At 49.2% G+C, this 25,233-nt stretch carries 19 protein-coding genes; 12 read left to right on the forward strand and 7 right to left on the reverse strand.

Going from position 1 to position 25,233, the window contains the following annotated elements; translation table 11 throughout:
- Positions 1–75: 75 nt before the first annotated feature.
- Positions 76–279, reverse strand: coding sequence for a hypothetical protein (locus tag RF679_RS18085; protein ID WP_309482019.1), 204 nt, complete (start codon positions 277–279; stop codon positions 76–78).
- A gap of 319 nt (positions 280–598) precedes the next feature.
- Between RF679_RS18085 and RF679_RS18090 the strand changes: the two genes are divergently transcribed.
- A complete protein-coding gene (locus tag RF679_RS18090; protein ID WP_309482020.1) occupies positions 599–1,114 on the forward strand; it encodes a hypothetical protein in 516 nt (171 codons plus the stop codon).
- A gap of 253 nt (positions 1,115–1,367) precedes the next feature.
- Here the strand turns inward: RF679_RS18090 and RF679_RS18095 are convergent, their stop codons facing one another.
- Positions 1,368–2,759: a Gfo/Idh/MocA family protein gene (locus RF679_RS18095; protein WP_309482021.1), complete on the reverse strand. Its 1,392-nt coding sequence runs from the start codon at positions 2,757–2,759 to the stop codon at positions 1,368–1,370.
- Positions 2,760–2,958: 199 nt separating this feature from the next.
- Here RF679_RS18095 and RF679_RS18100 point away from each other — a divergent pair, with 199 nt between their 5' ends.
- The 6 genes from RF679_RS18100 to RF679_RS18125 all read left to right on the forward strand — a co-directional run bounded on the left by RF679_RS18100 (position 2,959) and on the right by RF679_RS18125 (position 9,816).
- Positions 2,959–3,381, forward strand: a complete 423-nt coding sequence (locus tag RF679_RS18100) for a PaaI family thioesterase (RefSeq protein ID WP_309482022.1) — start codon at positions 2,959–2,961, stop codon at positions 3,379–3,381.
- 156 nt (positions 3,382–3,537) lie between these two features.
- Positions 3,538–4,299, forward strand: coding sequence for a substrate-binding periplasmic protein (locus tag RF679_RS18105; RefSeq protein ID WP_309482023.1), 762 nt, complete (start codon positions 3,538–3,540; stop codon positions 4,297–4,299).
- A gap of 40 nt (positions 4,300–4,339) precedes the next feature.
- Complete coding sequence (locus tag RF679_RS18110) at positions 4,340–4,732, forward strand: RidA family protein (protein ID WP_309482024.1); 393 nt, start codon at positions 4,340–4,342, stop codon at positions 4,730–4,732.
- 107 nt (positions 4,733–4,839) lie between these two features.
- Complete coding sequence (locus RF679_RS18115) at positions 4,840–5,322, forward strand: SRPBCC family protein (protein ID WP_309482025.1); 483 nt, start codon at positions 4,840–4,842, stop codon at positions 5,320–5,322.
- Positions 5,323–5,358: 36 nt separating this feature from the next.
- Entirely contained in the window at positions 5,359–6,405 is a 1,047-nt protein-coding gene (locus RF679_RS18120; protein WP_309482026.1) for a hypothetical protein, read from the forward strand.
- A 582-nt stretch (positions 6,406–6,987) separates the two neighbouring features.
- Positions 6,988–9,816 (forward strand): CehA/McbA family metallohydrolase, encoded by a 2,829-nt coding sequence (locus RF679_RS18125; RefSeq protein ID WP_309482027.1) that lies wholly within the window; start codon positions 6,988–6,990, stop codon positions 9,814–9,816.
- 93 nt (positions 9,817–9,909) lie between these two features.
- On the opposite strand, the gene RF679_RS18130 is transcribed toward RF679_RS18125, so the two are convergent.
- On the reverse strand, positions 9,910–11,196 hold the full coding sequence (locus RF679_RS18130) for a glutamyl-tRNA reductase (protein WP_309482028.1): 1,287 nt from the start codon (positions 11,194–11,196) through the stop codon (positions 9,910–9,912).
- 132 nt (positions 11,197–11,328) lie between these two features.
- Positions 11,329–13,227, reverse strand: coding sequence for a sensor histidine kinase (locus RF679_RS18135; RefSeq protein ID WP_309482029.1), 1,899 nt, complete (start codon positions 13,225–13,227; stop codon positions 11,329–11,331).
- A gap of 263 nt (positions 13,228–13,490) precedes the next feature.
- On the opposite strand from RF679_RS18135, the gene RF679_RS18140 reads away from it, so the two are divergent.
- Positions 13,491–14,114, forward strand: a complete 624-nt coding sequence (locus RF679_RS18140) for a response regulator transcription factor (protein ID WP_309482030.1) — start codon at positions 13,491–13,493, stop codon at positions 14,112–14,114.
- Positions 14,115–14,191: 77 nt separating this feature from the next.
- On the opposite strand, the gene RF679_RS18145 is transcribed toward RF679_RS18140, so the two are convergent.
- Entirely contained in the window at positions 14,192–16,582 is a 2,391-nt protein-coding gene (locus RF679_RS18145) for a TonB-dependent receptor (RefSeq protein WP_309482031.1), read from the reverse strand.
- 6 nt (positions 16,583–16,588) lie between these two features.
- Positions 16,589–17,479 (reverse strand): substrate-binding periplasmic protein, encoded by an 891-nt coding sequence (locus tag RF679_RS18150; protein WP_309482032.1) that lies wholly within the window; start codon positions 17,477–17,479, stop codon positions 16,589–16,591.
- A gap of 498 nt (positions 17,480–17,977) precedes the next feature.
- On the opposite strand from RF679_RS18150, the gene RF679_RS18155 reads away from it, so the two are divergent.
- Entirely contained in the window at positions 17,978–20,134 is a 2,157-nt protein-coding gene (locus RF679_RS18155) for a S46 family peptidase (protein ID WP_373921710.1), read from the forward strand.
- A 149-nt stretch (positions 20,135–20,283) separates the two neighbouring features.
- Here RF679_RS18155 and RF679_RS18160 read toward each other — a convergent pair whose 3' ends face one another.
- The gene (locus RF679_RS18160) at positions 20,284–21,225 is read right to left on the reverse strand and encodes a hypothetical protein (RefSeq protein WP_309482033.1); all 942 of its coding nucleotides are present in this window, start codon (positions 21,223–21,225) and stop codon (positions 20,284–20,286) included.
- A gap of 261 nt (positions 21,226–21,486) precedes the next feature.
- On the opposite strand from RF679_RS18160, the gene RF679_RS18165 reads away from it, so the two are divergent.
- The 3 genes from RF679_RS18165 to RF679_RS18175 all read left to right on the forward strand — a co-directional run bounded on the left by RF679_RS18165 (position 21,487) and on the right by RF679_RS18175 (position 25,051).
- Positions 21,487–23,559: an NHL repeat-containing protein gene (locus tag RF679_RS18165; RefSeq protein ID WP_309482034.1), complete on the forward strand. Its 2,073-nt coding sequence runs from the start codon at positions 21,487–21,489 to the stop codon at positions 23,557–23,559.
- A 157-nt stretch (positions 23,560–23,716) separates the two neighbouring features.
- Entirely contained in the window at positions 23,717–24,529 is an 813-nt protein-coding gene (locus RF679_RS18170) for a hypothetical protein (protein ID WP_309482035.1), read from the forward strand.
- A 3-nt stretch (positions 24,530–24,532) separates the two neighbouring features.
- Positions 24,533–25,051, forward strand: coding sequence for a hypothetical protein (locus tag RF679_RS18175; RefSeq protein ID WP_309482036.1), 519 nt, complete (start codon positions 24,533–24,535; stop codon positions 25,049–25,051).
- Positions 25,052–25,233 lie beyond the last annotated feature (182 nt).

The raw sequence follows: 25,233 nt of genomic DNA on the forward strand, positions 1-25,233 counted from the left end.
GCGTATCATCGGTAAAAAAGAGCGAGGACGATCAATTTTGCCTCGCTCGATTTTTGACACCGGAAATTTGGCTAACTAGGAAATGATAGACAATGCCTTAGTCGTCTTCCAATCACCACGCGTGAAATCAGGGAAGACTTGTGACGAGCCATCCTCCGCCACCGACTTCTCACTGAGTGGTCCGACGGCAGACCAGAAAGCGCCTTCGTATACATTTTGATCGAGCGCCTCACCGTTGCGCAGACATTCGATAATGCGATACAGCATCAAGAAATCCATGCCGCCATACTGCTGGAATCAACGGTCAAGTCCTAATACCACTTGCCCGCTTCATAAAAATGATCTCGATTTCGAAAATCTCATACAGCGTGCTGATATCGCTATGTGTCACGCCAAGTCGCATGGGTGAGCAATGTCCGATAGTCGATTTGCAAATCATCTCAAACACCTAATGAGGGAGCACCATTAACCCGAAATCCTTCCTCTTCTTTTTATGAAAGAATTTGTTCATCCAAGGCATTCCGTTTTATAATGCACTTTTGATATATAAAAAAGGTAACTTATTCTTATGGGGAATTACTCAAAACAATTCGTATTCATGGTTTGCACGCTTCTATCAGCCTGCGGTGGTGAATCGGCGAAGTTATTGCCAACACCGGTAGAAACAAACCAAGCGCTAATACTGCAGCATCAATCGATTTGGAATGCCAATAAACTCAATAACTATAGCTTCATCTACGCTAGCGCACCCCGTTGTGATACAGCAGATCCTTTCCCTGCTGTGACAATTACAGTGAAAAATGGCCAAGCGGTAAGTGCTACTTTCCCTATTTTGAAAGAGGTCAAAGCAGACACTCCCGGTGCAGTTGCAACGACGATCTCTGGCCCTAATGGCAGCAATACGATATATCACGTTTTCGAGTTGCACGAAACTTCCGGCTTTCGGGTGACAATCGCCGACGTTTTTAAAACGATGTTGGAACAAAATCAGAAACAAAATCTCACCAATATTCGTTTTCAAGAAACCCTAGGCAGCCCGCTGGCTTTCGAAATATTGGGGCCGGGAAAATGCGACACCTTTGTCGTATCAATCAGCAAGCCCGAACCGCTCTAAATAGATTCAAAGGCATTTTTTGACGAAACCATTCCGCCTTGCCAAGCTGGGCATTTGCACTACGTTATTTCGTAGTTCGATATTTTTCCTCGCACTTGCCCTGAGGTTTGCTCTCGCAACATTAGCAGCTGATGTTGCCCCCCTTATGAACGAAAGTAATTGTTGCGAATAAGGAGGTAAAGTAAGACGAGGTCGAGAGAACAAAAACGCGGATGAGCGCAAAGCTCACCGCGTTCTTTATGGGATAATCTTTTTAAGCAATGATCTTCAGAGGATTGGTCGTCTTCCAATCACCACGCGTGAAATCAGGGAAGACTTGTGAAGAACCATCCTCCGCCACCGACTTCTCACTGAGTGGTCCGACGGCAGACCAGAAAGCACCTTCGTACACATTCTGATCGAGCGCCTCGCCATTGCGCAGACATTCGATAATGCGATACAGCATCAAGAAATCCATGCCGCCATGGCCGCCCATCTTCTTAGCCAATTCACCAAGGCGCACATAGAGAGGATGTTCATATTTCTGCGCGATCGCTTCCCACTCTTTTCCTTCTGCCCATTTGTGGTAATTGCTGGTGATGCCTTCCACCGAGATGCGATTCGGGAAGCCTGCCAATACGCCGTTCACACCTTGAATCATATTGTGACGGGTGTAAGGCCGTGGTGTGGTTTCATCCCATTGCACCATGATCGTACGACCTAGATGAGTTTTGATAATCGATGTATTGATATCGCCACCTTTGAAATCCAATTCTTTGAATTTCGGCGTCGTTAATTTAGTCGATTTCTGCGCATAAGCAGCGCGGCCTTTTGCCGGCGAAGAGAAGGAAGTAATGCGTCCAAAATTATCTTCGCCACGCGCTAAGTTCATGTATTGCGCGACAGGGCCTAAGCCGTGGGTAGGATACAAATTGCCATTGCGTTTGGCGTATTCGAAAGTACGCCAAGAACCGGTTGAATCACCATTCTCCATTTGAAAACGCAAGGCGTGGATATACGCCGCTTCGGCATGCAATAGATCGCCGAGCACGCCTTGTCGTACCATATTCAAGTACAGCAATTCTTCTCGACCGTAATTGACGTTTTCCATCATCATGCAATGGCGCCCAGTGGCTTCTGAGGTATCGACGATATCCCACAAATCTTTGATAGTGGTCGCCATCGGCACTTCCACAAAAGCGTGGGCGCCGGCTTTCATACTCGCGATTGACATCGGCGCATGCGTAATCCATGGTGTAGCGATGAACACCGCATCAGGCTTGGTTTCGCTCAACATCAAGCGCCAAGCATTTTCATCGCCGAAGTAAAGCTTGGGCGTATGGCCAAATTTGGTCACCGCCGCTTCGGATTTTTTGACGCGCGCTTCCACCATATCGCAGATTCCGACGAACTGAACGCCTTCGATTTCCGCCAATTGCGCGGCGTGTCCTGAACCGCGCGCACCGACCCCGATAATCGCGACTTTAACCTTATCAAGTTTTGGCGCGACAAAATCGCCCATGTACTTGGCGCCTTTGATACGACTCAGGCTTGTGGCTGACTTCTTCTGTGCCAAGACTGGCGCACTTGATAGCGCAGCGAGGCCTGCGCTGAAACCACCGAGAGATTTGAGGAATCCACGACGCTTTGATGTTTGTTCTGACATAGTTTTCTCACTCAAGAAGAAGGCTTGGGGCATAATCTGCGCTGAATCAATTCAGCATGAAGACCGAAAATCGAGACGTTTCATTCTACCGAAACTAAGGGAGCCAGCGCGTGATTAATATTCAAGGCCTCCTTAAGTTTTTATAAATGAATGCTCAAGAGAAGGCAGCGCATGGTCAATTTCACCAAGGATGTCCACAATGGAAATACATGAATTGCAAGAATTCCTGAGCAATGAATTCCCTCAGAGTTCGGTTCGTATTGAGGCCTTAGGCGAGCTGGGCGCTACCGTGCGGCAGCGCATCGATCAATCGCATTTGCGACCCGGCGGCACAGTTTCTGGTCCCGTCTTAATGACGGTGGCGGATGTCGCTATGTATGTCGCTCTGCTTAATCGCATTGGCATCGTGCCCTTGGCTGTCACGACCAATCTGACCATCAACTTTTTACGTAAGCCGTCGGCACAACGCGACATTATTGGGGTTTGTGAATTGATCAAAGTCGGGAGAAGTCAAGCGGTCGGTGAAGTGGCTTTGTATTCAGAGGGCAATGATGAGATGGTGGCGCATGTGATTTGTACTTACGCGATACCCCGTCCCGACTTAGGCTCGATCAGTTCCTGACACCATTCATAGCACTCTATTGTCAATCAAATATGCGTTTCTACCTTTAGCGCATTACCCTTTGACAATGGCAAATCAAGTTCGTATGCTCAACACTCGATGCAGCCAGTACCAATTGCAATCGAATTTTCGATAAATCAGACGACCGGACTCAGTATGATGCATCCACATTTCTTACATCGTCGTTTCTCATATTCGCGTTGTTTTGCGCTGGCAATCGGATTGACATGGGCGCAGCAAGGAGCGACGCAAGAGCCTCTCAGGTTGATGTTTGAAAATCGCGCACCGTATGCTTACAAAAATAAGCAAGGCAAACTCGATGGGCTCATCGTGCAATCGCTCGAGCCTGCTCTGAAAAAAGCTGGAATTGATTTTGTTTGGATCGAAACACCCTTCAAACGGCAACTGAGTATTGTCGAACAAGACCAAGACACCAGCTGTGCAACAGGCGTTTTTATGACGAAAGAACGGCAGCGCTACGCCAAATTTTCCGGCGCGATCTTACACGATCAAGAGCGCCCCTCGATTATTCTGGCGCATCAAGATTTCAAAATACCACCTGGATTGAACCTTCTGCAGGTACTGAGTTTATCGAAAGCGCGACTTCTTAAGAAAGAGCATGCTTCTTACGGCCCCCATATCGACGATGCTATCGAAAAATCAGGTATCCAGATTGTCTCCACCACGGCTGAATCACGCAATATGGCGAAGATGCTGGTTGCAAAACGAGGGGATTTTATATTTGTCTCAGAGGAAGAAGCACGTACCCTCATCAAAGAAAACGCAGATGGAGCGCACTTACAAATCTATACCCCAAGTGGGATGCCACAGAGTCAAGATCGCTACCTCATGTGTACCAACAAAACTGCAGATCAGACTCTGCAGCGCTTGAATCGCGCACTTAGCCCCAACCTCTAATCGTCTTTTCCGCTATCAATATTACGCAATCAATAATCCAATGAATCGATATCGCATAAGTTCAGGCTCTACTTTTGAAGAAGAAATCGGCTATTCCCGCGCCATTGTGAATGGCGATTGGGTATTCGTATCGGGTACGACAGGTTTTGATTATTCAACGATGACCATCGCTGACGATATCGAGACGCAAACCGCCCAATGTCTTGAGAATATCAAAGCCGCCTTAGCCCAAGCGGGTACTTCCCTGGAGGACATTGTTCGGGTCAATTACGTGGTGCCGAACGCTGAAGAATTCCCACGCTGTTGGCCCACGTTGAAGCGGTATTTGGGTGAGATACGTCCTGCAGCGATGATGATTGCAGCGGGTTTGGCAGATCCTCGGATGAAAATTGAAATCGAGGTGACGGCGATAAAACGCCAGCCCAATGCCTAACAATGCCTAACCGTGGGCTTTCAGGTGTAAACTAGCGACCACTAATGCTCTGGCACGCTTTTGCACGTTCTTGCTGTACAGGAGCTTAAAACTCGCATGGAATTCACATGAAATTTGAACATTTGGTCGAAATTAACGATCTTTCTAATCCTCTCATCGAAGTCATCAGCCGTGAACAGTTGTGGCGCGGCCTGATTCTTCGGGCCGAGTCTCCTAAAATGTTTGTCTCTTACATCGATCAATGTGCCATTACCGATCGCACAGAAGTTTCGATGACGCGCGAAATTCAGTACGGTACCTTGCTAATCACTGACCATGTCAGCATGGTCCATAACGACTATGTGCACTACGAAGTACCCGCGCAAGACCAGATCCCACCTTCGTCTTTGCGCATGAGTATCGAAGAGCCTGAACCCGATCATCTGTTTGTGCGCTTCTGCTATGAAGATGGACATACCGCGGCAGAAGACGAAGCGAATGAGATGTACGATGAATATCGCCGCTCGGCCTACCACGAGGCGGATGTCGACACCATACGCGTGATTCGAGAATTAGCCGAAGGCGGGCTCCTGAATGCTTTAATGAACTAAAGACGCACTAAAGACAAACCAATACGGAAAACAACCATGACCACAGCACCAGCGCCATTCTTGGCAAAGAAATTGAAACGCAAACAATTCGCCTGCACCGGCGATGCGCATATCCAAGGTGATCTACAAATCACCCAACAAGTCATCGTCGGTGGTGACTTATTGGTTGATGGCCACCTCGAGGCCGAAGAAGTTTTTTGCTTAGGTAAGTTGACGGTCACTGGCGATATCCGCGTGCAATCGCTATACGTAGGGCAAGCCTTGGACTGCGCCGGCGATGTGGACGTGGAGCACATGCTGAAAACCGGCTGCAACGCGGAATGGATGGCGCGCTTGTTGGAATTGGATCAAGCAAGACCAGCCAAAGACGGCAGCAGCTTTATCGATAAATTGGTTCACCCCAGCATCCTCAAGCGCGACGCTCATCACGAGTCCTTTGGTGGCTATGGCGACGTTCAAGTACTCGGCTATTTGGCGTGTGATGCCCTTGATTGCCATGGTAGCGTACAGCTCGACGATGTGCTCGATGTGGGCGAAATCCAATACGTTGGCGGACATTTGAGCGCGATCGCGATTGCTGCTGATGGGGACATCAATGTCAAAGGGGAATTGTTCTCTGAAACCGACATCGCCGTGCATGGCGGCATCTATGCGGGTGAAGTGATTTGCCAGGGCAATTTGCAAGCGGATTCGATTCATACCAATGGCGACATCAGCGCTTGGGGCACGATTCGCGCCGCCGGCCAGATCACTAGTCTCAATGGTGAAATTCACAGTGGTCGCTGGATCGCCAGTAAGACCACGATCTACGCGGCCAAGTACATCAAGGCAGGCGAGGCGATCGTCGCTGAGAAAGGCATTACTTGCGGCAGCGACTACGGCATTCTCGCGGCCACCACCATCAAACGTTCTTTGTGGGAAGAACGTGGTTATGTGTCGGCGCCCACCAAGCCGAAGTATCTGTTGTCGGGCAAATTTGTCGAAGGCAAAAAACTGAAGCATATCGACAGCATGGAAAAGAAACGCGATTGGGAATTGGATTGGGAAGTCCCACGCCGCTTGGCCCATGAGATGATTAATTAAGCCCCTGCATCAACACACGAGCTCATCAAACACATTAAGCACATTAAGCACATTGGGCTCAGTCCGCAGCCGCTGCCACTCGGCAGCGGCAACTAACCTCATTGGGACCTCGTCCGCCTCAAGTTCCCTTCCCACTCCTGAATTTCCGTAGGTAAAAAGTCAGCGAGACAAAACAAAATAACGTGCCTTTTTCCCCACGCTTTATTTCCATTGAATACCACTTAGAGTAAACATTCTAATTTTCCCTCGGAACGCCTTTTCCCTCTGCGCACCAGAGGTAGACCAGTATTTTTTCTCAATGAAATCGATTGATGTCAAAAAGACATTTCAGTCTGTAATTGAAATGTCACATAGCTATGTCAGGCTTACGTTGTTTGCAAAACAAACATGACAAAAAGAGTTGTAATTCGGAATAAATACATTCCAAAAGAATGACTCACAAAAATTTATTTAATAACAAGAAGAGAAGACCGTCATTACTCAGGTTGACACAATTTTCCTGAGACAGTCGGCCTTCATTTCGCAAAACCATGTTTTGTCTTGGTCACACTGCCAAAGACCGAGCATGAGGGAGAGGAAACAATGTCTTATCTGAAGAATATCCGGCGTCAGCCCGGAGCTTGGCGCTTGTCCGCCATTTGTTTAGCCACAGTCAGTACGCTGGGTATGAGCAGCCTCAGCAATCTGAGTTTCGCGGGCGTGGTCGACCATCACGAGTTTGAAGCGAGTGTGCATGTACCTTACCGCGCCCCGGCCACGGCACGTGTTGGCGATGAGTCCCGCACCTTCACCTTGGACTTTAGCTTCCCACTCAACAAGGCCGAGCAAACGGTCGCATGGAAGCTCGATTTAGTCGCACCAAGTGGCCGCGTCGTCCAGACTTGGAACGGTACCGAAAAACTCTTGAGCCGCGCTGTGATCAAGCAGGTCTACTGGGCTGGGCGCAATTCTGCGAACGCTATGCCAGACGGCATTTACCAACTGCGTTTGACGGCTGCAGCTGTTGATACACGTGAAGTGATTAACCCGAACCGCCGTTCGGTCAACCAAGTCGTCAATGAAATTCTCTTACAGAATCGCGCCGAAATCATTGAACAGAGTTGGCCTATGCAAGTGGGCAGCACCAACCAAGTGGCAATGCCCGCATTTGCAGGACTCAAAACTGCCAAAAATAACCGAACCATGAGCGCACCACCAGCGCTTGCAGCGTCATCCAGCACCAGCAAAACCGCCATGGCACCTGCGGTACCAGCGACTAGCAGCTTGCCTTACACGGTGTACTACGGCAATCTGCACAGCCAAACTAACCACAGTGATGGCGGCGGTAATCTCAGCGCCTGTACTGGAGCACAAAACCCACAGTCAGCTGCATACGGTCCAAGCGACGCTTACCAATACGCGATGAACAAAGGTCTGGATTTCTTGATGACCTCGGAACACAACCATATGTACGATGGTTCCGATGCCACGAACACCAGCGCCAACCCAACTACCGCAAAAAATCTCTACCAATCTGGCCTCAGCGCCGCGACCAGTTTTAACGCAAGTAATCCGAATTTCTTAGCGATTTATGGCTTGGAATGGGGCGTCATCAACAATGGCGGCCACTTGAATATTTTCAACTCCAATGAACTCTTGGGCTGGGAATACAACGCCAGCAATCAACTGATTGCCGATACTTTGACGGTGAAAAATGACTATGCAGCGCTGTACACATTAATGCGTCAACGTGGTTGGATTGGACAATTCAACCACCCATCAAGCAGCGGTCAGTTCCTCGTCAACGGTGTGCCATTAGCTTATACAGCCGATGGAGATCAAGCCATGGTGGCTTGTGAAATCCTGAATACTTCAGCATTCTCGACCAACACCACCGAATCAGAAACTGGTCGCTCGACTTACGAATCCGCCTGCAACAAAGCGCTCGAAGCGGGGTTCCATATTGCCTTTACAACCAACCAAGATAACCACTGTGCCAACTGGGGTGCTTCGTACACCAACCGCAATGGTGTGTTGATTCCAAGTGGACTGCCACTCACGAATGCCAACTTCATTGCAGCACTTAGAGCGCGCCGTGTATTTGCAACGATGGATAAAAATTCGCAGTTGGTTCTGACTGCAAATGGTCACATCATGGGTGAACGTTTCAGCAACTCAGGCAGCCTGACTTTGACTACGAATTTTGCGAACAGCGCCGGACGCACCGCTAGTACGGTACAGATCTTTGAAGGTGTGCCTGGTCGCAATGGCACGGTCACGCAACTCAGCAATACCGCGATCACGACCATTACACCGAGCGCAGGCGAACACTTCTATTACGCCAAGGTGACCCAAGACGACGGTAACATTTTGTGGTCAGCGCCAATTTGGGTGAGTCAAGGTACTGCGAGCAGTGATACGACAACACCGACCGTCAGCGCCAGCGAAACAGGCACTAGTGGCACGATCACTTTGAACGCCACGGCAAGTGACAATGTCGGTGTCAGCAAAGTTGAATTCTATGTCGATAGCGTTCTTAAAGGCACTGCCACTGCGGCACCGTACTCGCTCAGTCTCAACTCCACCACACTGAGCAATGGTACACATACCTACGTCGCCAAGGCCTACGATGCCGCGGGCAATATTGGTAGTTCAAGCGCAGTCAGTTTTAGCATCAACAACCCTGTGCCCGACACCACTGCACCAAGCGTCACGGCGAGCGAATCTGGCACGAGCGGCACGATCAGTTTTAGCGCCACCGCGAGCGACAATGTGGGCGTATCCAAGGTCGAGTTTTATGTCGACGCCACGCTCAAAGCCACAGTGACTGCGGCGCCGTACACCACTAGTTTGAATTCCACCACATTGACCAATGGTAGTCATAGCTTGGTCGCCAAAGCCTATGACGCCGCAGGCAATGTCGGCACTTCTAGCACTGTCACCTTCAGTGTCAACAACACGGTATCGAAACAATTGATCGTGAATGGTGGCTTTGAAAGTGGTGCGAGCTCTTGGACGGCAACCGCCGGTGTCATCAGCAATGACACAACTCAAGCTGCACGTGCTGGTACCTATAAAGCTTGGTTGAACGGTTATGGTGCATCGCATGTTGATAGCATCTATCAAACCATTAGCATTCCAAGCACCAGTACTTCGACCACTTTGAGTTTTTGGTTAAAAGTCGTATCGAATGAAACCACCACGACGCAAGCCTACGATACGCTGCAAGTGCAGATTCGGAATAGCAGCGGCACCGTCTTATCGACGCTCGCGACTTACTCGAACCTGAACAAAGGCACCACTTATGTCAATAAGTCGTTTGACATTAGTTCTTACAAAGGCCAAACGATACGGATCTACTTCCTCGGTACCGAAGGTTCAGTAACCGCGACTTCGTTCTTGATCGATGATGTGAGTGTAGTCACCCAATAAGTTTAGAAAACGCGCTCTCGCGTTCTTTCACAACGCATCGCTGTGCCTGTGCAGCGATGCGTTTTTTTATGGCTTTTGCGCACAACGGGTCCCTTATACCTTCGCTTGATCTGCATGACGCAAGCTATCACGCAGTAACATGATCTTGCTCTTACGAAAAGTCGGCGTCGGCGCACTGCGACGCTTCAGATCAAAACTACGGACAGGCTTACCAAAGCAACAGGCTGGCGGTGGTGTCACTTTATTCAATTCGAAATTGTGGGCTAAGACCGCGAGGTTCAAACGATTGATGTCAAACCAATCTTGATTCAATAAAGTGTGTTGATAGTCGCGATAAATTGCTCGGTACAATGTCAGCGATTCTGCGAAACAACCAAACACACTATTCGGTGCCAGATTCAACATGCTCGATGAAAGTTTGCCGAGCACGAAGTGCAGCTCTGGCGAGTACGCGTTACCGGCATCCTGACGCACAACAACGTGCTCGCAACGCTGGTAATCATCGATGTCGAGATTGGCAGGTTCTGCCACATCAACCACCAACAATTTCTTATCAGCGTGACGCAATATTTCCACACGTTCCGCCGTCAATTTTGCTTCCGTGCTGTGCGTGCAGGCAAACACTGCATCGACTTTTCCAACTTGCGTGATATCCGAATGCAATTCAATCGGAAAGTTGGAGGCAAACTCTTTCAACAGATTGGGGTTGGTACCAAAACCGACCACCTCATAGCCTTGCGCCAATAAGAAACGTGTCACTTCGGTGCCGAGAATGCCGTAAGGTCCAATCACTAACACGCGACGATTCTTACCCAATTTCGCCTTATGCAAAGCAGCGGCAATATCTTGGCACAGCAATAAAGAGGTACCGTTGTCACCGATCGTAAATAGAATGTGCGGAAACATCGCCTTCAACTCAGCACCGTCACGACCGAACAAGCGTTTAGTCGAGGCCGCCAACAAAACGACTTTGGCACCACGTTGATCGGCCCATTTCACGGCATTGATGAACTGTTGTTTCGCCAATTGACGGCCCGACTTCGTCATCAATTCTGCGGCCGTCACATAGATGCCACGTACGCGTCCCGCCACACCATTCAAGTAGATGCGTGCACCAGACGAGTGACCATCACGCGGCTTCAAATTGCCCCAGAACAAATGCTTCTCTTGCTCATCACGGACATTCGTAATAATCGCCACATCGATACTAGGGCGACCTGTTAAAAAACGCCAATGGGCGCGCCAATCGCAAATCGCCAAAGTCCAACGCCAAAGGGTCACCAAAATCGCTGCCAACATGTCACTCTCCTCTACTTCATCCTGATCTATGGGCTCAAAGCTAGTTTGTCCGGTAGACCTGTCTTCATTACTGTTTGTCATCACGAACACCATTGCCGTGACGGCTCCGATAACAAGAAGTGTAGAGATGCGAGGAAACAAAACACATACGGAAAACACCGTATTCGTGTTTTAAAAAGGTGAAAACGATGATTTTTTGAATAACTGAAATGTCTACAGAGGCAGCGACGACGCTCGCTTGATGAGCGGCACGCTTAAAGAGAAGACCGAGCCTTTGCCAGGCTCAGAAGAAACCGCCAATTGATAGCCACATTGACGGCAGAGACTATTCACAATGTACAAACCAAGGCCAAAACCATGTGCAGCTTGTTCCGCTTGTGGCCCCCGCTCGAAAGCGCTGGACAGCTTGGCCAACTGCACAGGATCCATGCCAGGGCCGGTATCCCACACTTGGAACACCGCCGCTTCAGACTTGCGCCGAACACCGACCACCACGCGACCTTTCGCGGTGTAACGTAAGGCATTAGAAACCAAGTTGCTCAGAATGCGGTACAACAGCAGACTCGATCCGGCAATCTTCAATTGACTATCGTGCACGTTCAGACGCAAACTCTTTTGCTGTGCGGTCGCCTCAAATTCTCGCGTCAATTGTTGCAGCATCTGGTGCACATCAATTTCTTCTTCTGCCGTGACGTGCTCTTCACGTGCTCGTGCAATCATATCGCGCAACATTGCTTGGGCATACGTGAGGGTTTGTTCAAGATGTTCTGCGACCGCACGATTTTCCACTTTCTGCCCCAAAGCTGCCGCCGCAAAACGCAGCGATGCTAAAGGTTGTGCGATGTCATGACTCGCAGAGGCCAATTGTAGTTGCTGTTGCTTGGCTTTCTCGAGCGCCTCGAGCTTGGCTTGTTCAGCTTGTAGTAATTGCTCAGTCTCAGCCAGACGACGTACCCGTTGTTCCGCTTGTCGTTCGTTAAATAGGCGAATTTGATTCCACACCGCAGCGGCAAAAAATATCGCCTCGCCCATGTAACCAATCTTGGGATAATCCAAGGCACTGATAAACGGAAAAGGATTCGCAAACGTAATGCTAATGCCGAGCATGAACACCACGAAGAAGACTTCCACGCTGGTACCAATCAAGTAAAAGCGCGCCGCAGGCACCTTCAGCTGCACACCACGCACCGCCGCCACAAGCACCAAGATGGAATACGAAAACGCCACGGGCAACGCCAAATCATCGATACCAAAAAGAGCATGCAGAATCATGACCAAGAAGATCAACCAAAAAGCACCGATATGCCAGAAATAAAGTTTCACCATACGACCGCGCATTTGCAAGAAACCAATCGCAAAAGCGACGTGCCATAAGGCCACGATTAAGGCCAAAATACCTGGCATCCGCATATTCATTTGGGGACTTTCGGTCCATAGAAATTGGAAACCATAACCCTCGACCTGCGCCAGAAAGGCGAGATTAGCAAGCACTAAGCCTGCATAAATCTGATAGCTAGAATGATGAATCGAACGAAACACCAAGACCACCAAAGGCACCACCACCATCATCAGCCCAAACAGAATGCCATTGATCAGATTATTCATCGCATCGAAATGCCCGAAATTACGCTCAGCATACAAATGCATCTGTAAGGGGGTTTTGCCATGCGTTTGATAATGGATGTAAATCTCGCGTGCTTGGGCTGAGGCGGCTAATTGGAGTAACAACTTACGATGCAAGACGGGACGCTCAGCGAAGGTGGATTGCGGTTGGAGCTGCATCAAGGTGCTCCAGCCTGAGTTTGGCGTGTCGCTTGCAGTCGAGGTTCGAGCGAATACTTCGATCCAAAACGCATCAGGGATACCAAGATCAAGGATGGCATCGTGTGACAGTGACGGCAAACTAAGTTTGACCCATTGCCCACGCTGGCGCTCTTGTAGTACTGGGAGATGCGGCGGCACAGCCTCAGCCTCGATCGCTGCGCTACAGTCTTGCAAAGCGACTTTATGAAAATCTGAATCTATTTTGCAAACTTTTTCTGGAGCAGCCTGCGCGACCATCGTCAGCCAAGAGAAACACCAGATCGCACATAACAACAGCAGGCGTTGCATATCAATAATCGGTCTCAAGAAAAGTAGAAAAGCAAAAAATCTCAACTTCGAAAGTAGTTCTGCAAAAACACCTATAATGCGAACACTGCAGATAGAAGCAATGATAGAGCTGTTGAGCAAGCTTACATAAACCGAAACGCTCTATTCTAGCACTGTGGTCGTGCATAGAACTTCGTCGTGTCCAAGCTCTTTTGCGACCACAACACTGAGCGACAACAAACACCAAAAGCCAGAGCTGACTATTCACATTCAACCACGCTGTTATGTCTACTAAGTCCATCCGTATTTTGCTGGTTGATGACCACGCTTTATTCCGTCAAGGTCTCAAATTCTTGCTCCATAGCCAGCCTCGCTATCAGGTCCTTGCCGAGCTCGGCAGTCTCGATCAAGTCTTACCGTGCTTGCAGGAACAAAGTTTTGATTTGATGATCCTCGATTACCATATGCCCGGTGGCGAATCGAGCGCGATGTTGGCCTATTGCAAACAGCGTTACCCCGACATGAAAGTGCTCGCTTTGACAGGCGCCAATTCGGGCATCGTGTTCAAGCAAATGCGCGACGCCAAAGCCGATGCGGTCATGCAAAAAGAAGCCTCTCCCGATGAACTCTTACTGTGCTTGCAGCAGATTCTCCAAGAACATTCGTCGCAGACGATTTTGAGTGCTGCAGTACAGGAACAGATTGACGCCAGCGAAACCGATCTGACACCACGCGAACTACAAATCCTCGCGCTGATCTATCAGGGACATCCCACTACCGAGATCGCTGAGCAATTGAGCCTATCCGCGAAAACCGTCGATAAGCATCGCGAAAACCTCATGCGCAAGCTCAATGTGAACAATGTGGTGCAACTGATTCACCGCGTTCAAGAACTCAAACTATTATGATTTAAAAAGTGCGGGCGTGATGCATTGGTGGGAGTCAGGTCAGCGCAAATCTATTTTAGACCTACCACTAAGTGCGCCTAAAAACTACCGCGTAGACTCAAGAACCACTGCCGTGGTGGGATCGGGAAACTGACATAGCTTCCACTCGGCGCACCAACTTGCAGAGTTGAACTGCCCTGCTGATTCGTCAGATTGCTGACATGCAAACTCAGGTAATGATCACTCTTCGCACCTATCAATGTCGTGAGCCGATATTGCATCCCCATGCCGAGTAGATGGTAACTCGGCACACTGAGATCATTGGTGAAGGTCGTGAAGCGTCTGCCGACATAATCTGAATCGACTTGCCACTCCCAATCAGCATGACGGAAAGCCAAGCGGGACTTATTCATCCACTGCGGCGAGGCGGGTACTTGTTGGCCTTTGGTCACCACTGGGGTAGTGCCGTTCAGATAATCGTCTTGATACACCGAACTGTTATACGACAAATTATTGCTCAGAGACCAGCCCGACTTCCAGTTGAGTTGGAGCGCAAGATCCACGCCTTGCGTTTTCACCGCGCCCACATTGGTCAAGATGGGATTGCCATTGACGATCGAAGAGATCACGGGACTAGGGCTGATCTGCAAAAGTCTGTCGTTAAACTGAACCAAATAGGTGGTCAGTTGAGCTTCAACCTGTTCGAGTCCGGTCGTCGCAGCAGTTTGATCAGATAGACGCGAACGCACCCGCCAACCGGCTTCTAAAGTTTTGGCGGTTTCCGGTTTAACGCTACGCTTAAATAGATCGAACGCTGCCTGACTATTCAAACTCCATGGCGATAATCCGACCGCGCCATACGTCACAAATTGGCGAAGGTTTTTTTGTAAATTGAAATACAGCTGCTGCTCCGCATTCATCTGCCACACCCCACCAAATTGCGGCAACCACCATTGTTTCGTGACAATACGGCCCTCAGGTAAAGCACTCGATCCGCCATTAATTGCGCCGAATTTTGGCTGCACAGGGAAGCGGCCATCGGCAAATTGCAAACTCGATTTCCATCCCGCTTGTAATTTCAATTGGGGGTGGATCTGCCATTCATCTTGCAGCGAAAATTGCACCAGCTTGTTATCAATTTCGCTTTCGTACTGCGTTATTTTTGGATCGCGCGGCGTTTGGTATGGCGTTATGGGTCGATTCACTTCAAGCGCATACCAACGTCGATCTGCATCGGAACGATTATGTTCAAGCCACAAACTCGCCATCCATTGATGTTGCTCGATTTTTTGCAGCCATTGTGAAATCAGACCGAAACGCCGGATGCGATATTCGGTCGTCCGCACTGCATAGCCCGAGCCGCCGAAGCTTTGCTTCAATTCTGCGTTGGGAAAGTAAACCTTAAATAAATCGGGCAAACCCGCCACGCCGATCGGGCCAGCGACGGCGCCTAAACCATCGTCGGCGTGCGCATAGATTTGCTGACTCCACGCAGCGCCATCGCCCAGCTCTCGCTCGAATTTGACATAGGCCAGATGATCGCGCCGCTGTGCCACCCCAAAATAATTGCGATAGTTGGCACCGTCTTGCAAAGGCGGCTGACCACGCTCATTCACATAATTCAGTGCCAACGCAAAATCGGGGTATGTGACTGGTCGCGTATAAGGAACAAAACGTTCCCGCACACCATTCAATACACCGTCTTCATTCGGCTCGGTTTTATCGGAATAACTGTAATAGGCCGTCACTTTGCTAGCACCGTTGTGCTTGACCCATTTAGCATTCAGATGCTCACCACCTTGAACCGCATCAAAATCCCAAGCACGTGCACGCAATCGGCTGGCCGACACATAGAACGCTTGATCATCCAATTCACCGCTGTCATAACGCACAAAACTACGACTCGCCGCGTAACTACCGATGCTTTGTGCATAGGTCCATGCGCTGCGTGGTGATGGATCTGATGAGTAGAACTCCAAGGTGCCGCCAAGATTACTGCTAGAGGCCGTCGCTAAATCACCTGCACCTGCATTAAGCACCACGTTACGAACATTTTCACTGATCACAGCGCGTTGCGGCGACAAACCGTTGTAGTTGCCATACTGTTGATCACCGAGCGGCACGCCATCTAAGGTGTAGCCGAGCTGCTGGGCGCCGAAGCCATGAATAAATAAAGAAAAATTCTGTTCGTTATTTCCCCAAGGATCGGCCGACTGAAAGGTCACACCGGGCAATTGATGAAAGGCCTTGAGGGGATTGAGTCCGGGCAGCTGCGCTTGAATCGCAGGTCCCGATAAACTCAAAGAAGAGCGACTCTTTTGCGCTTGTATCAGAACCGCTGGTGTTTGAACCGTGGGTGGTGCTGTTGGCTCATCCGATTTCACCTCATCACTGGAAGAGGCGTGCTGGGCGAACGCATCAGCCCCTGCGCCGATCCAACAGCACATGAGCATCTGATACAAAACAAGATGGCGTCTTCGCATCGGCATAGCACTTTAATTCAATTTGGGGCGATACCACAAAGTCGGATCATTCAATGGTGTTTCCTTCGGAAGCAGGTGATTCTTCAGATAAATCACGCGACGTTTCTTGAAGTTCGCATCTTCAATCGACTTGCCGTTGTACTTCCAAAAAATAGCATCAAACGAACCATCTTTCATCATCTTCCTGAGGCCCAACTCCAAGCGATCGCGCAGCTTGGTATTCGCTTGCGCCACAAAAAAATAATAGGGCCAAGGATAGTAAATCAGTAGATTCTCGTCGATCCGCAAATCCGGATTGGCCAACGACTCTTTATCGAGCTCATTAAAGATTTCATTAATCCCACGCGGGAACGCATCAAAGCGATGATAGCTCAACATGCGGAATAAATTACTGTATTTCGCTTCGACGACGTTCATGCCGGCCGCTTTGTAAAGCTTAATGTCGTCCCAGCCGACGCCCTGACCAACACTGAGTTTTTTGAGATCATCCAAAGTCTTGATGTCTCTAAAAAGCTCTTGCTTATCTTTGTGCACCAACAGCAATCGATACCCCATGATGCCTTTGCGCAGCGGAATCCGAATCGGCAAATAGTTCTGCTCTTTTTCAACGGTGGTTGAACTCCAAACGACATTCAAATCACTTTCACGAGCCAAATTACTCAAATAGCGCAGACCATTTGTTTGTTGAGCAGACGCACGTAGATGAAAGGGGCCAAATTCGGGGACAGTCTTTTCCAAAGCCACACGAAGAATTTCTTTGACGTCCTTAAACCGCGGGTCACCAGGTTCTTCATCCGCTGGATAGGTAATCTGCATGACCTGAGCAGCGATGCTGGACGCGCACAAACCAAGCGCCCCAAGCAGCCCTAACATGATCACCAATGAAAGACGAAAACCAAACATGCGTTTGCTTTACCAAGAAGACGAGACTGAGATACAAATGAGCCAAAAAGATGCCCCAAAATGATGCAATTTTAGTTAAATGTAGCACAGCCAGTTTCCAAGTAGAAACCAATTTAGAACCCGCGCCCTCATGCATGATGAATGACAAACTGCAATCGGCGTATTGAATTCTTTGAAAGTTCAGGTGAAACAATGCTGGCTGCGGCTTCGCCGAGGGTGCCTGCAAACACCTCGTTCCACCCCATGCTGAACGCTACTTCCATTTGTTGCTTTTCTGAGATAACAAGACATGTTGTTTGCACAATTCAACGATCTCGATGAAATTTGCGGGGCGCAGCCTTGATTAACGCAGCGCAAGATCACCAATTATTCCACTAACTTCAGCGCAAATTGACGTATTTGAGCCTCACTCAGAGTGCCGTTCGGCGCTATACTCACTGCCCGTATTCCTATCGATGACCACAAGTCAAATAACAAGACGCTTCCAAGGAGAATCAATTGTTCAAAAAGCTCGCCCTACCTGCGGCGCTATTAGCGATGTCCGCACCAAGTTTTGCCGATGAAGGCCAATGGCAACCATATCAACTGCCGCAACTCAAAGCCGAACTCAAAAAAATCGGGATCACGATTCCTGCCGAAAAACTGGCTGATTTATCCAAGCATCCTATGAGCGCCATCGTCTCTACTGGCGGTTGCTCGGCATCTTTTGTGTCGCCTGAAGGCTTGGTCGTCACCAATCATCACTGTGCTTACGATGCGATTCAACGCAATTCCAGCGCCAAGAAAAATTACATCAATGACGGCTTCTTAGCCAAGACGCGCGCGGAAGAATTGCCCGCCGGTGCTAGCACGCGGATTTATGTCACCGACAAAGTCGACAATGTGACCAAGGAAGTTACACAAGGTTTGGCGGCGAACTTGAGTGGTCGTGAACGTCGCGAACAAATTCAAAGCCGCATCAAAAAACTGATTGCGGATTGCGAACAAGATAAAGCCTACCGTTGTTCAGTACCGAGCTTCCATCGTGGCTTAGAGTACTACCGCATTCGTCAGATGATGATACGCGACGTGCGCTTGGTGTACGCACCACCCGATATGATCGGTAACTACGGCGGCGACATCGACAACTTCGAATGGCCACGCCACACCGGTGACTATTCATTCTTGCGCGCCTATGTCGGTAAAGACGGCCGCCCAGCAGATCCATCGCCAGATAATGTACCGTACAAATCCAAGGACTTCCTGGTAGTCTCGGCCGAAGGCATCAAAAATGGTGATCCGATTTTATTAGCGGGTTACCCTGGCCGCACCAGCCGCTACAAATTGCCATCGGAAATTCGCTTTGCGCGTGATGTGGACTACCCTGTCCGCGCTGCTGAAATGATGGCAGACATCGCCACCATCGAAGCCGCGACCAAGGGCAATGCCGATGATGAAGTGCGTTACGCGAGCGTGGTCAAAGGCATCAATAATCGTCTGAAGAAAACACAGGGCTTGATCGACGGCTTCGCCCGCAAAGACATTGCCGCCATCAAAGACGCACAAGATGCCTCCTTCCGTAATTGGTTGATCGGCTCTAGCAAGTCACCCGCTGAAGCGAAAGCCTTGTTAGCCAAACTCGATGCCATCATCGCCGAAGATATGGCGCTGTCGCAGGAAGAGTTAGCCTACGGCGTTGCCACCAATAGCGACCTATTCAATAGCGCACGCACTTTGTATCGCTTGGCAATCGAAAAAGAGAAACCGAACGCACAGCGTGAATCTGGTTATCAAGAACGTGACTTAGCCTTCATCAAAGGTCGCCTCACGCGCTTAGAGCAATCCTTTGTCGCCAAAGTCGACCAAGCCCGTTTGCAAGCGGCACTGCAACGTTACACGAAGCTCGATAAACATCCACAAGGTTTAGATGCTTTGCTACCGAGCGTGGAAGCTGTCGCTGCGATGTATCCAAAAACAAGTTTGACCGATACCGCCAAACGCTTAGCGTGGATGGATAAAGATCGCGCTGCTTTCCACCAATCGGATGATGCCTTTATCCAATGGGCGGTGAAGCTCCACGACATCGGCATGTCTTTGGAAAATCGCCGCAAAGAAGTCGATGGACAACTCGACTTCATCATTCCGCAATACATGGAAGCGGTGATCGCGTGGAAGAAGAGCGAGGGCAAACCCGTGTACCCTGACGCCAACAGCACCCTGCGCGTGACTTACGGCACGGTCGGTTCTTACTCACCACGTGATGGCGTGACCAAAGGCCCGTTCACCACGGTCGAAGGTATCGCCGAAAAACACACCGGCAAAGATCCTTTCATCGCCCCAGCGAATTTATTGGCGGCGATCAAAGAACAGCGTTACGGCATTTTCAAAGATCCTATCCTCGGCACCGTACCAGTCGACTTCTTAACCAGCGCAGACACCACGGGCGGTAACTCAGGTTCAGCAGTGATGAATAAACGCGGTGAGTTGATCGGCTTGAATTTCGATTCCACTTACGAATCGATCACCAAAGACTGGTACTTCGACACCAAGATCACCCGCGCCATTCACATGGATATCCGCTACATGTTATGGGTGATGAAAGAAGTCGATCATGCTGACAATATTTTGCAGGAGATGACGATTAAGTATCCGAAAAATGCCGGCGCTAAGAAATAAACGCAAAGGTGGGTAGGTAGCAAAACGGTCGAGTGCAAACTCGGCCGTTTTTCTTTAAGGGATATGCGATGTTGGATGAAAAGCGCAGGACAAGGCTTTAGCACTTCCGAAGATGATTCGATGCACGACACTCAATCATGTGACGCACACTATCTTTTAGGTTCAAGTGCAGTGTAATCGCCACCTTTTACAATCTCAGCAAGACGCTTAGCGAAAGAAGTGAGTTGAGGAATTCGGCCGCCTTCGCCGATGGAATGAAGCTCCATCTCGACTTGATGTTGGTAGTCATTTGCGCAAATATTCGTTAACAGGCACGCCATCAACACCTCGGCACTCCCTTCGTCACAACGCTTACCGAACGAACAAGCGACCAATTTCCATGCTTGCATCATATTGCTACCCGCTTGCGTATTGACCTCGTAGGGCACCCCATCTAACCAATAGCGAGCATTCTTGCCTGATCGCTCGACATTCAAATAGGGCCCGTACTGCTCAATCAGCAAAGGATCTCTTGAATCAAGAACCTGCTTTTTGAGGTCGTTAAATTTTTGATTTTTGCTCTGAAGATTTTTTTCATGTCTTGCCGACATAAAAAGATCTGATAGCTTTTGATATACATCTCCGCGATGTCGAGCTTCTTCTACCAATGCATCCATCGCTTTGTCGGTGAGTTCGGAATCCAAATAAGCTTGGCACTGATACTTTAGTTTTTCGTAGGCAGCACTACGTTTCGAATAGTTTTCAGAAGAAAAGTAGGTGCCGTACTTCATAATGTCCTTGTGACCGAGAACCGCTTTGATATCTCGGCATGTCTTTATTGCTCCCGCGGCATATTCAAAGCCCCCAATCTCTGGATGTTGTTTGGCCCATTCAGCAAAAGCGCGCATATCTTGTGTCGTTGCGAACCTTTTAGAAAGTTCGGCGTTGATAGCATTCGAATCGACACGCGATCTAGCCAGCTCATCAGAAGGCGCTCGACGTTCGGTAGCACTTGCAACTGAAGAGGCATGGGCAGACAACGATGCATCTGCGATGACCAGTCCTTCCTTCGGCTTTTGTGAAAGAAAAAAATAAGCAGCTCCAATAATCAACAGGAGACTGCGACAAGGAAAAACTTCAACTTAGCGTGCATATTGTGCTTGGATTTACTTGCTACATTTTGAGAGAGACTTAGTATCACCGGGTTCGAGAATTGGGAGGTATCGGATACACGCTGTCGCTGACCCAGCCGTTTTTTATCTGGCTTGATGGCATGAAGCCTCACTCTAGGCGACAGCCAACAAAATTGCATTTTTACTCATCCTAAACCATAATTGCGTGGCTTATCAATTTATTCATTATTTGTCCCTTCTATGCGCTTACTTCATTCCTTAGCTGTCACCACAGCATGTGCTTCATTACTTGCTTGTGGTGGTAGCGGTTCATCCACAGCAACCAAGTCTCCTGACACGTCAACGACCACTCCAGCGCCAGCCATTGCAAGCCTGATCGCAGGCTCATATTACGGCGCAGGAAATGCCAATGGAAGTTTGACCGCGGCAAGCATCACCGCGCCAGCTGGGGCCGTCACTGATAGCGTAGGGAATATGTTTTTTGTAGACTCAAGTGACAGTACGATCCGCAAGGTCACTCCCAGCGGGAGCGTCACAAGCTACGCAGGTGTGTCAGGAAAGCGCGGTACAAATGACGGGCCTCGCGACTCAGCCAATTTCACAACACCAATGGGCTTGGCCATTGATGCACAAGACAACCTTTATGTTTCTGACGTCGGCGTTAATAATATTCGAAAGATCAGTAATGCCGGAGTTGTCACAACGGTAGCGGGCATCGCCAGCGACACACTAGAGGTCGTGAATGGGACAGCAAATACAGCCAAATTCGCAGCACCATTTGCTTTGGCAGTCGATAGCACGAACAATATCTATGTCATCGAAAATACAGGTCGCCTTAGAAAAATATCTTCCTCTGGCATTGTTTCAACACTAGCAGGTCCCGATCAACTTTTCGCTAGGGGAGCGAGCGACGGAAGTGGTGCCAATGTGCGCTTCAATAGCCCAAAAGGTATCGCGATTGATAAGGACAATAACATCTTCATCGCCGATACTAACAATGGCACGATTCGAAAAATCACCCCTTCTGGCCTCGTCTCGACCTATGCCGGAAAAGCAGGATCTCTAGGATCCACAGATGGTTCAATCAATACGGCACTTTTTTCCTCGCCGCGCTCACTTCGTTTTGATAAACAAGGAAATTTGTACGTCGTCGAAGCCGCCAATAATGTCATCCGCAAGATCAGTAGCGCTGGTATCGTCAGCACAGTGGCAGGTAATGCGAATGCCGTCGGTGCCTATGTCGATGGTGTCGGCGGTATCGCGCGTTTCAATTTTCCAAGAGATATTACCTTCGACCTTGCAGGCAATGCGTATGTCTCTGATCTCAGTAATTCCACCATTCGAAAAATCACGACTGACGGCATGGTCTCTACCTGGTTTGGACCGAAATCCAATTCAGGTATCGCTGACGGTAACGGTGGTCGAGCGCAATTTTTTGGCCCCAGTGGCATCGTCAGTGATAACGTCGGAAATTATTACGTATCAGACACTAGCAACCACACTATTCGCAAAGTGAGCGCCAGCGGTGATGTCACCACGCTCACCGGAAGCCCGACAGAATACGGATCGACCGATGCGAACAATCGCCTCTCTCAGTTCAACTCTCCGCTCGGTCTGACATTCGACAAAAACGGATTTTTGTATGTTGCTGATTCAGGCAATGAAGCGATTCGCCGCGTCAATACCGCAGGTGACGTGACTACCTTCGCGCGAGGAGGATCTTCTGCGACTATGGGTGCCCCACACGGTTTAATTTTTGATGCCAGTGGCAATCTGCTCGTGACCGACAACACCTATAACGCCGTGCGTAAAATTTCGCCAACGGGCCAAATAAGCCTCTTCGCTGGCTCACCGAACGGTCTACCGGGCAGTAGTGATTTCATGGGTGTAAGCGCCAGCTTTAACTGCCCATCGGGTATCGCAATCGATAAGGCAGGGTTCATCTACGTCGCCGACACCTGCAACCATACGATCCGTAAAATTAATCCAAATGGCCTTGTCTCCACATATGCTGGTCGGGCTGGCGAAAGTGGCAGCACAGATGGCGACCTCAACTCGGCACGCTTTAACTTTCCGTATGGTCTCAAATTCGACGCCAACGATAATCTATATGTCAGCGAATCTGGCACAAGTCTCATTCGAAAAATTAGTCCCGCTGGCTTGGTCTCGACGTATGCAGGCGTTGCTGGTAGCGCCAATTTAGTTCCCGATGCTGGTAGCAAGACCCTGGCTTACCCTCGAGGTATGACCTTTGATGCGCAAGGACGCTTAGTTGTACTGATGAACAACGGAGTATTTGTGATTAATCGCTAGCGCCAATTTTAGATAGACACAATCTGGTCACTGAGTTCGATCAATGACGGGATTGTGTTGCGCAGTAGTGAGAGCATTTACATCGTATCGACTGACTAAGACGGCTAAGATTAGGCGCTCCGTGAATATCGCCACACTATCAACGAGGAATTAACTGATGGGCCTTCGCTTCTACACATTCGCGTTTGGGGTTCTATTGATGCATATGTCCCTCCACAAAGAGGTCGTCGCCCAATCGACACCACAAAGTGTTGAGGTCAATCACACCCGCCACCCCGAGGAAAGAAGCTATCGAGCTCTCCATGGTGGTAGACAACTATTCGAATCCTTGCAGGCGCGTGTACCCGGTGCGGTCTTGCGGTTTCGTTTAATTCCGCTTAAGCCAGAAGTCGACCTGAAACAGGTCCGTCTGCGTCTTGCTGGTGAAACCTTTGAGACGCCCATTCACATCACCGAGGATCTTCGATTTGAATTGCCGAATAACGACTTGGCTTTGAAAGAAGATGCCGTCATTTTGTCGAACTATTCGGAAACAGATCTTCGATGGCTAGCTGAAATTAAGTCACCGGATCTTCCAGAAAATCGCCTACGGCTCGGCGAACTGCGTGTGAACTGTGAGGTCTACGTAAAAACCCTTCGGTTCAGAGAAAAAAACGATATCACAAGTTTAAGCAAACGCGCTCTCCTCGCCGTGCTACCGAATCCGTGCCTCTTCGAGAGATCCGTGATACGTTTCCCTGCAGAACGCCCTATCTTCAAAATGAGTCTCTCGCATGGAGGTCGTCACGAACAACTTCCTTTACGAAATCTCTATGGGGGGCGATTACATCCCATCTCGCTCTTTGGTCCAAATGAACTTCAAAATGGCTGGCTTGAACTATGGTGGCTCGACAGAGATTTCGCCGCTCCTCTCGGCGACCAATCATGGCCGGACGAGACGCTGATTGAATTTGAATTCATGGAGGATTGAACAATGCGATACAACCAAGCTCATCAAAGCAAACTGATACCCCATGCCTTGCTGCTTATCGGCATTCTATTTAGCCTCACGGCATGCAGTCTCCCCACCGAAGAAGAATGGCGCGAGGATCCCAAAGCATTTGCCCGAAGACTCAAGCAACCAAAAGACATTACCATCCCAGAGCACCTCGCCAAGCTCAAAGACTGTTACATAGTACCGATCAATGTGAAGGGCGTCCCCATCATCGACTATGAAAAGACCATCCTCTTTCTGCAACAAGAACCCAGAACATTCGATCAAGTGGTGCAAACATTCGGCAACACCACTCGAGTACGGTTTTCCAATTCATATACACTCTTGCGCTATCAAACCGCTCTACCAGAACAATATGCACAAGCAAAAGTCGATGCCTATCTGGTTCAACACAAAGCGAAATTGATGCCCTTGCGTTTAGTCGAATTCGCGATTTTGTTTGATCAACAAGGGCGTTTCAAGAAATTTCGCGTTGATCCTTTGCCGACCAACTCCTGAACAATATTTCGCCAAAACGAAACAGAGACGACGATAGAATTTTGTATGAATCATTGCATCTTGAGGCTATGTTTTCTATGTCTCTGCGCTTAACTTTGATGCTTCGTTTTCAGCGACCGAATCAAATGCTACCGGAAGGTAATCTCCACCGTTCGCTGAATAAGGCAAGGAGAAAAAATCAA

It is taken from the genome of Undibacterium cyanobacteriorum (genome assembly GCF_031326225.1).
GTDB lineage: Bacteria > Pseudomonadota > Gammaproteobacteria > Burkholderiales > Burkholderiaceae_D > Undibacterium > Undibacterium cyanobacteriorum.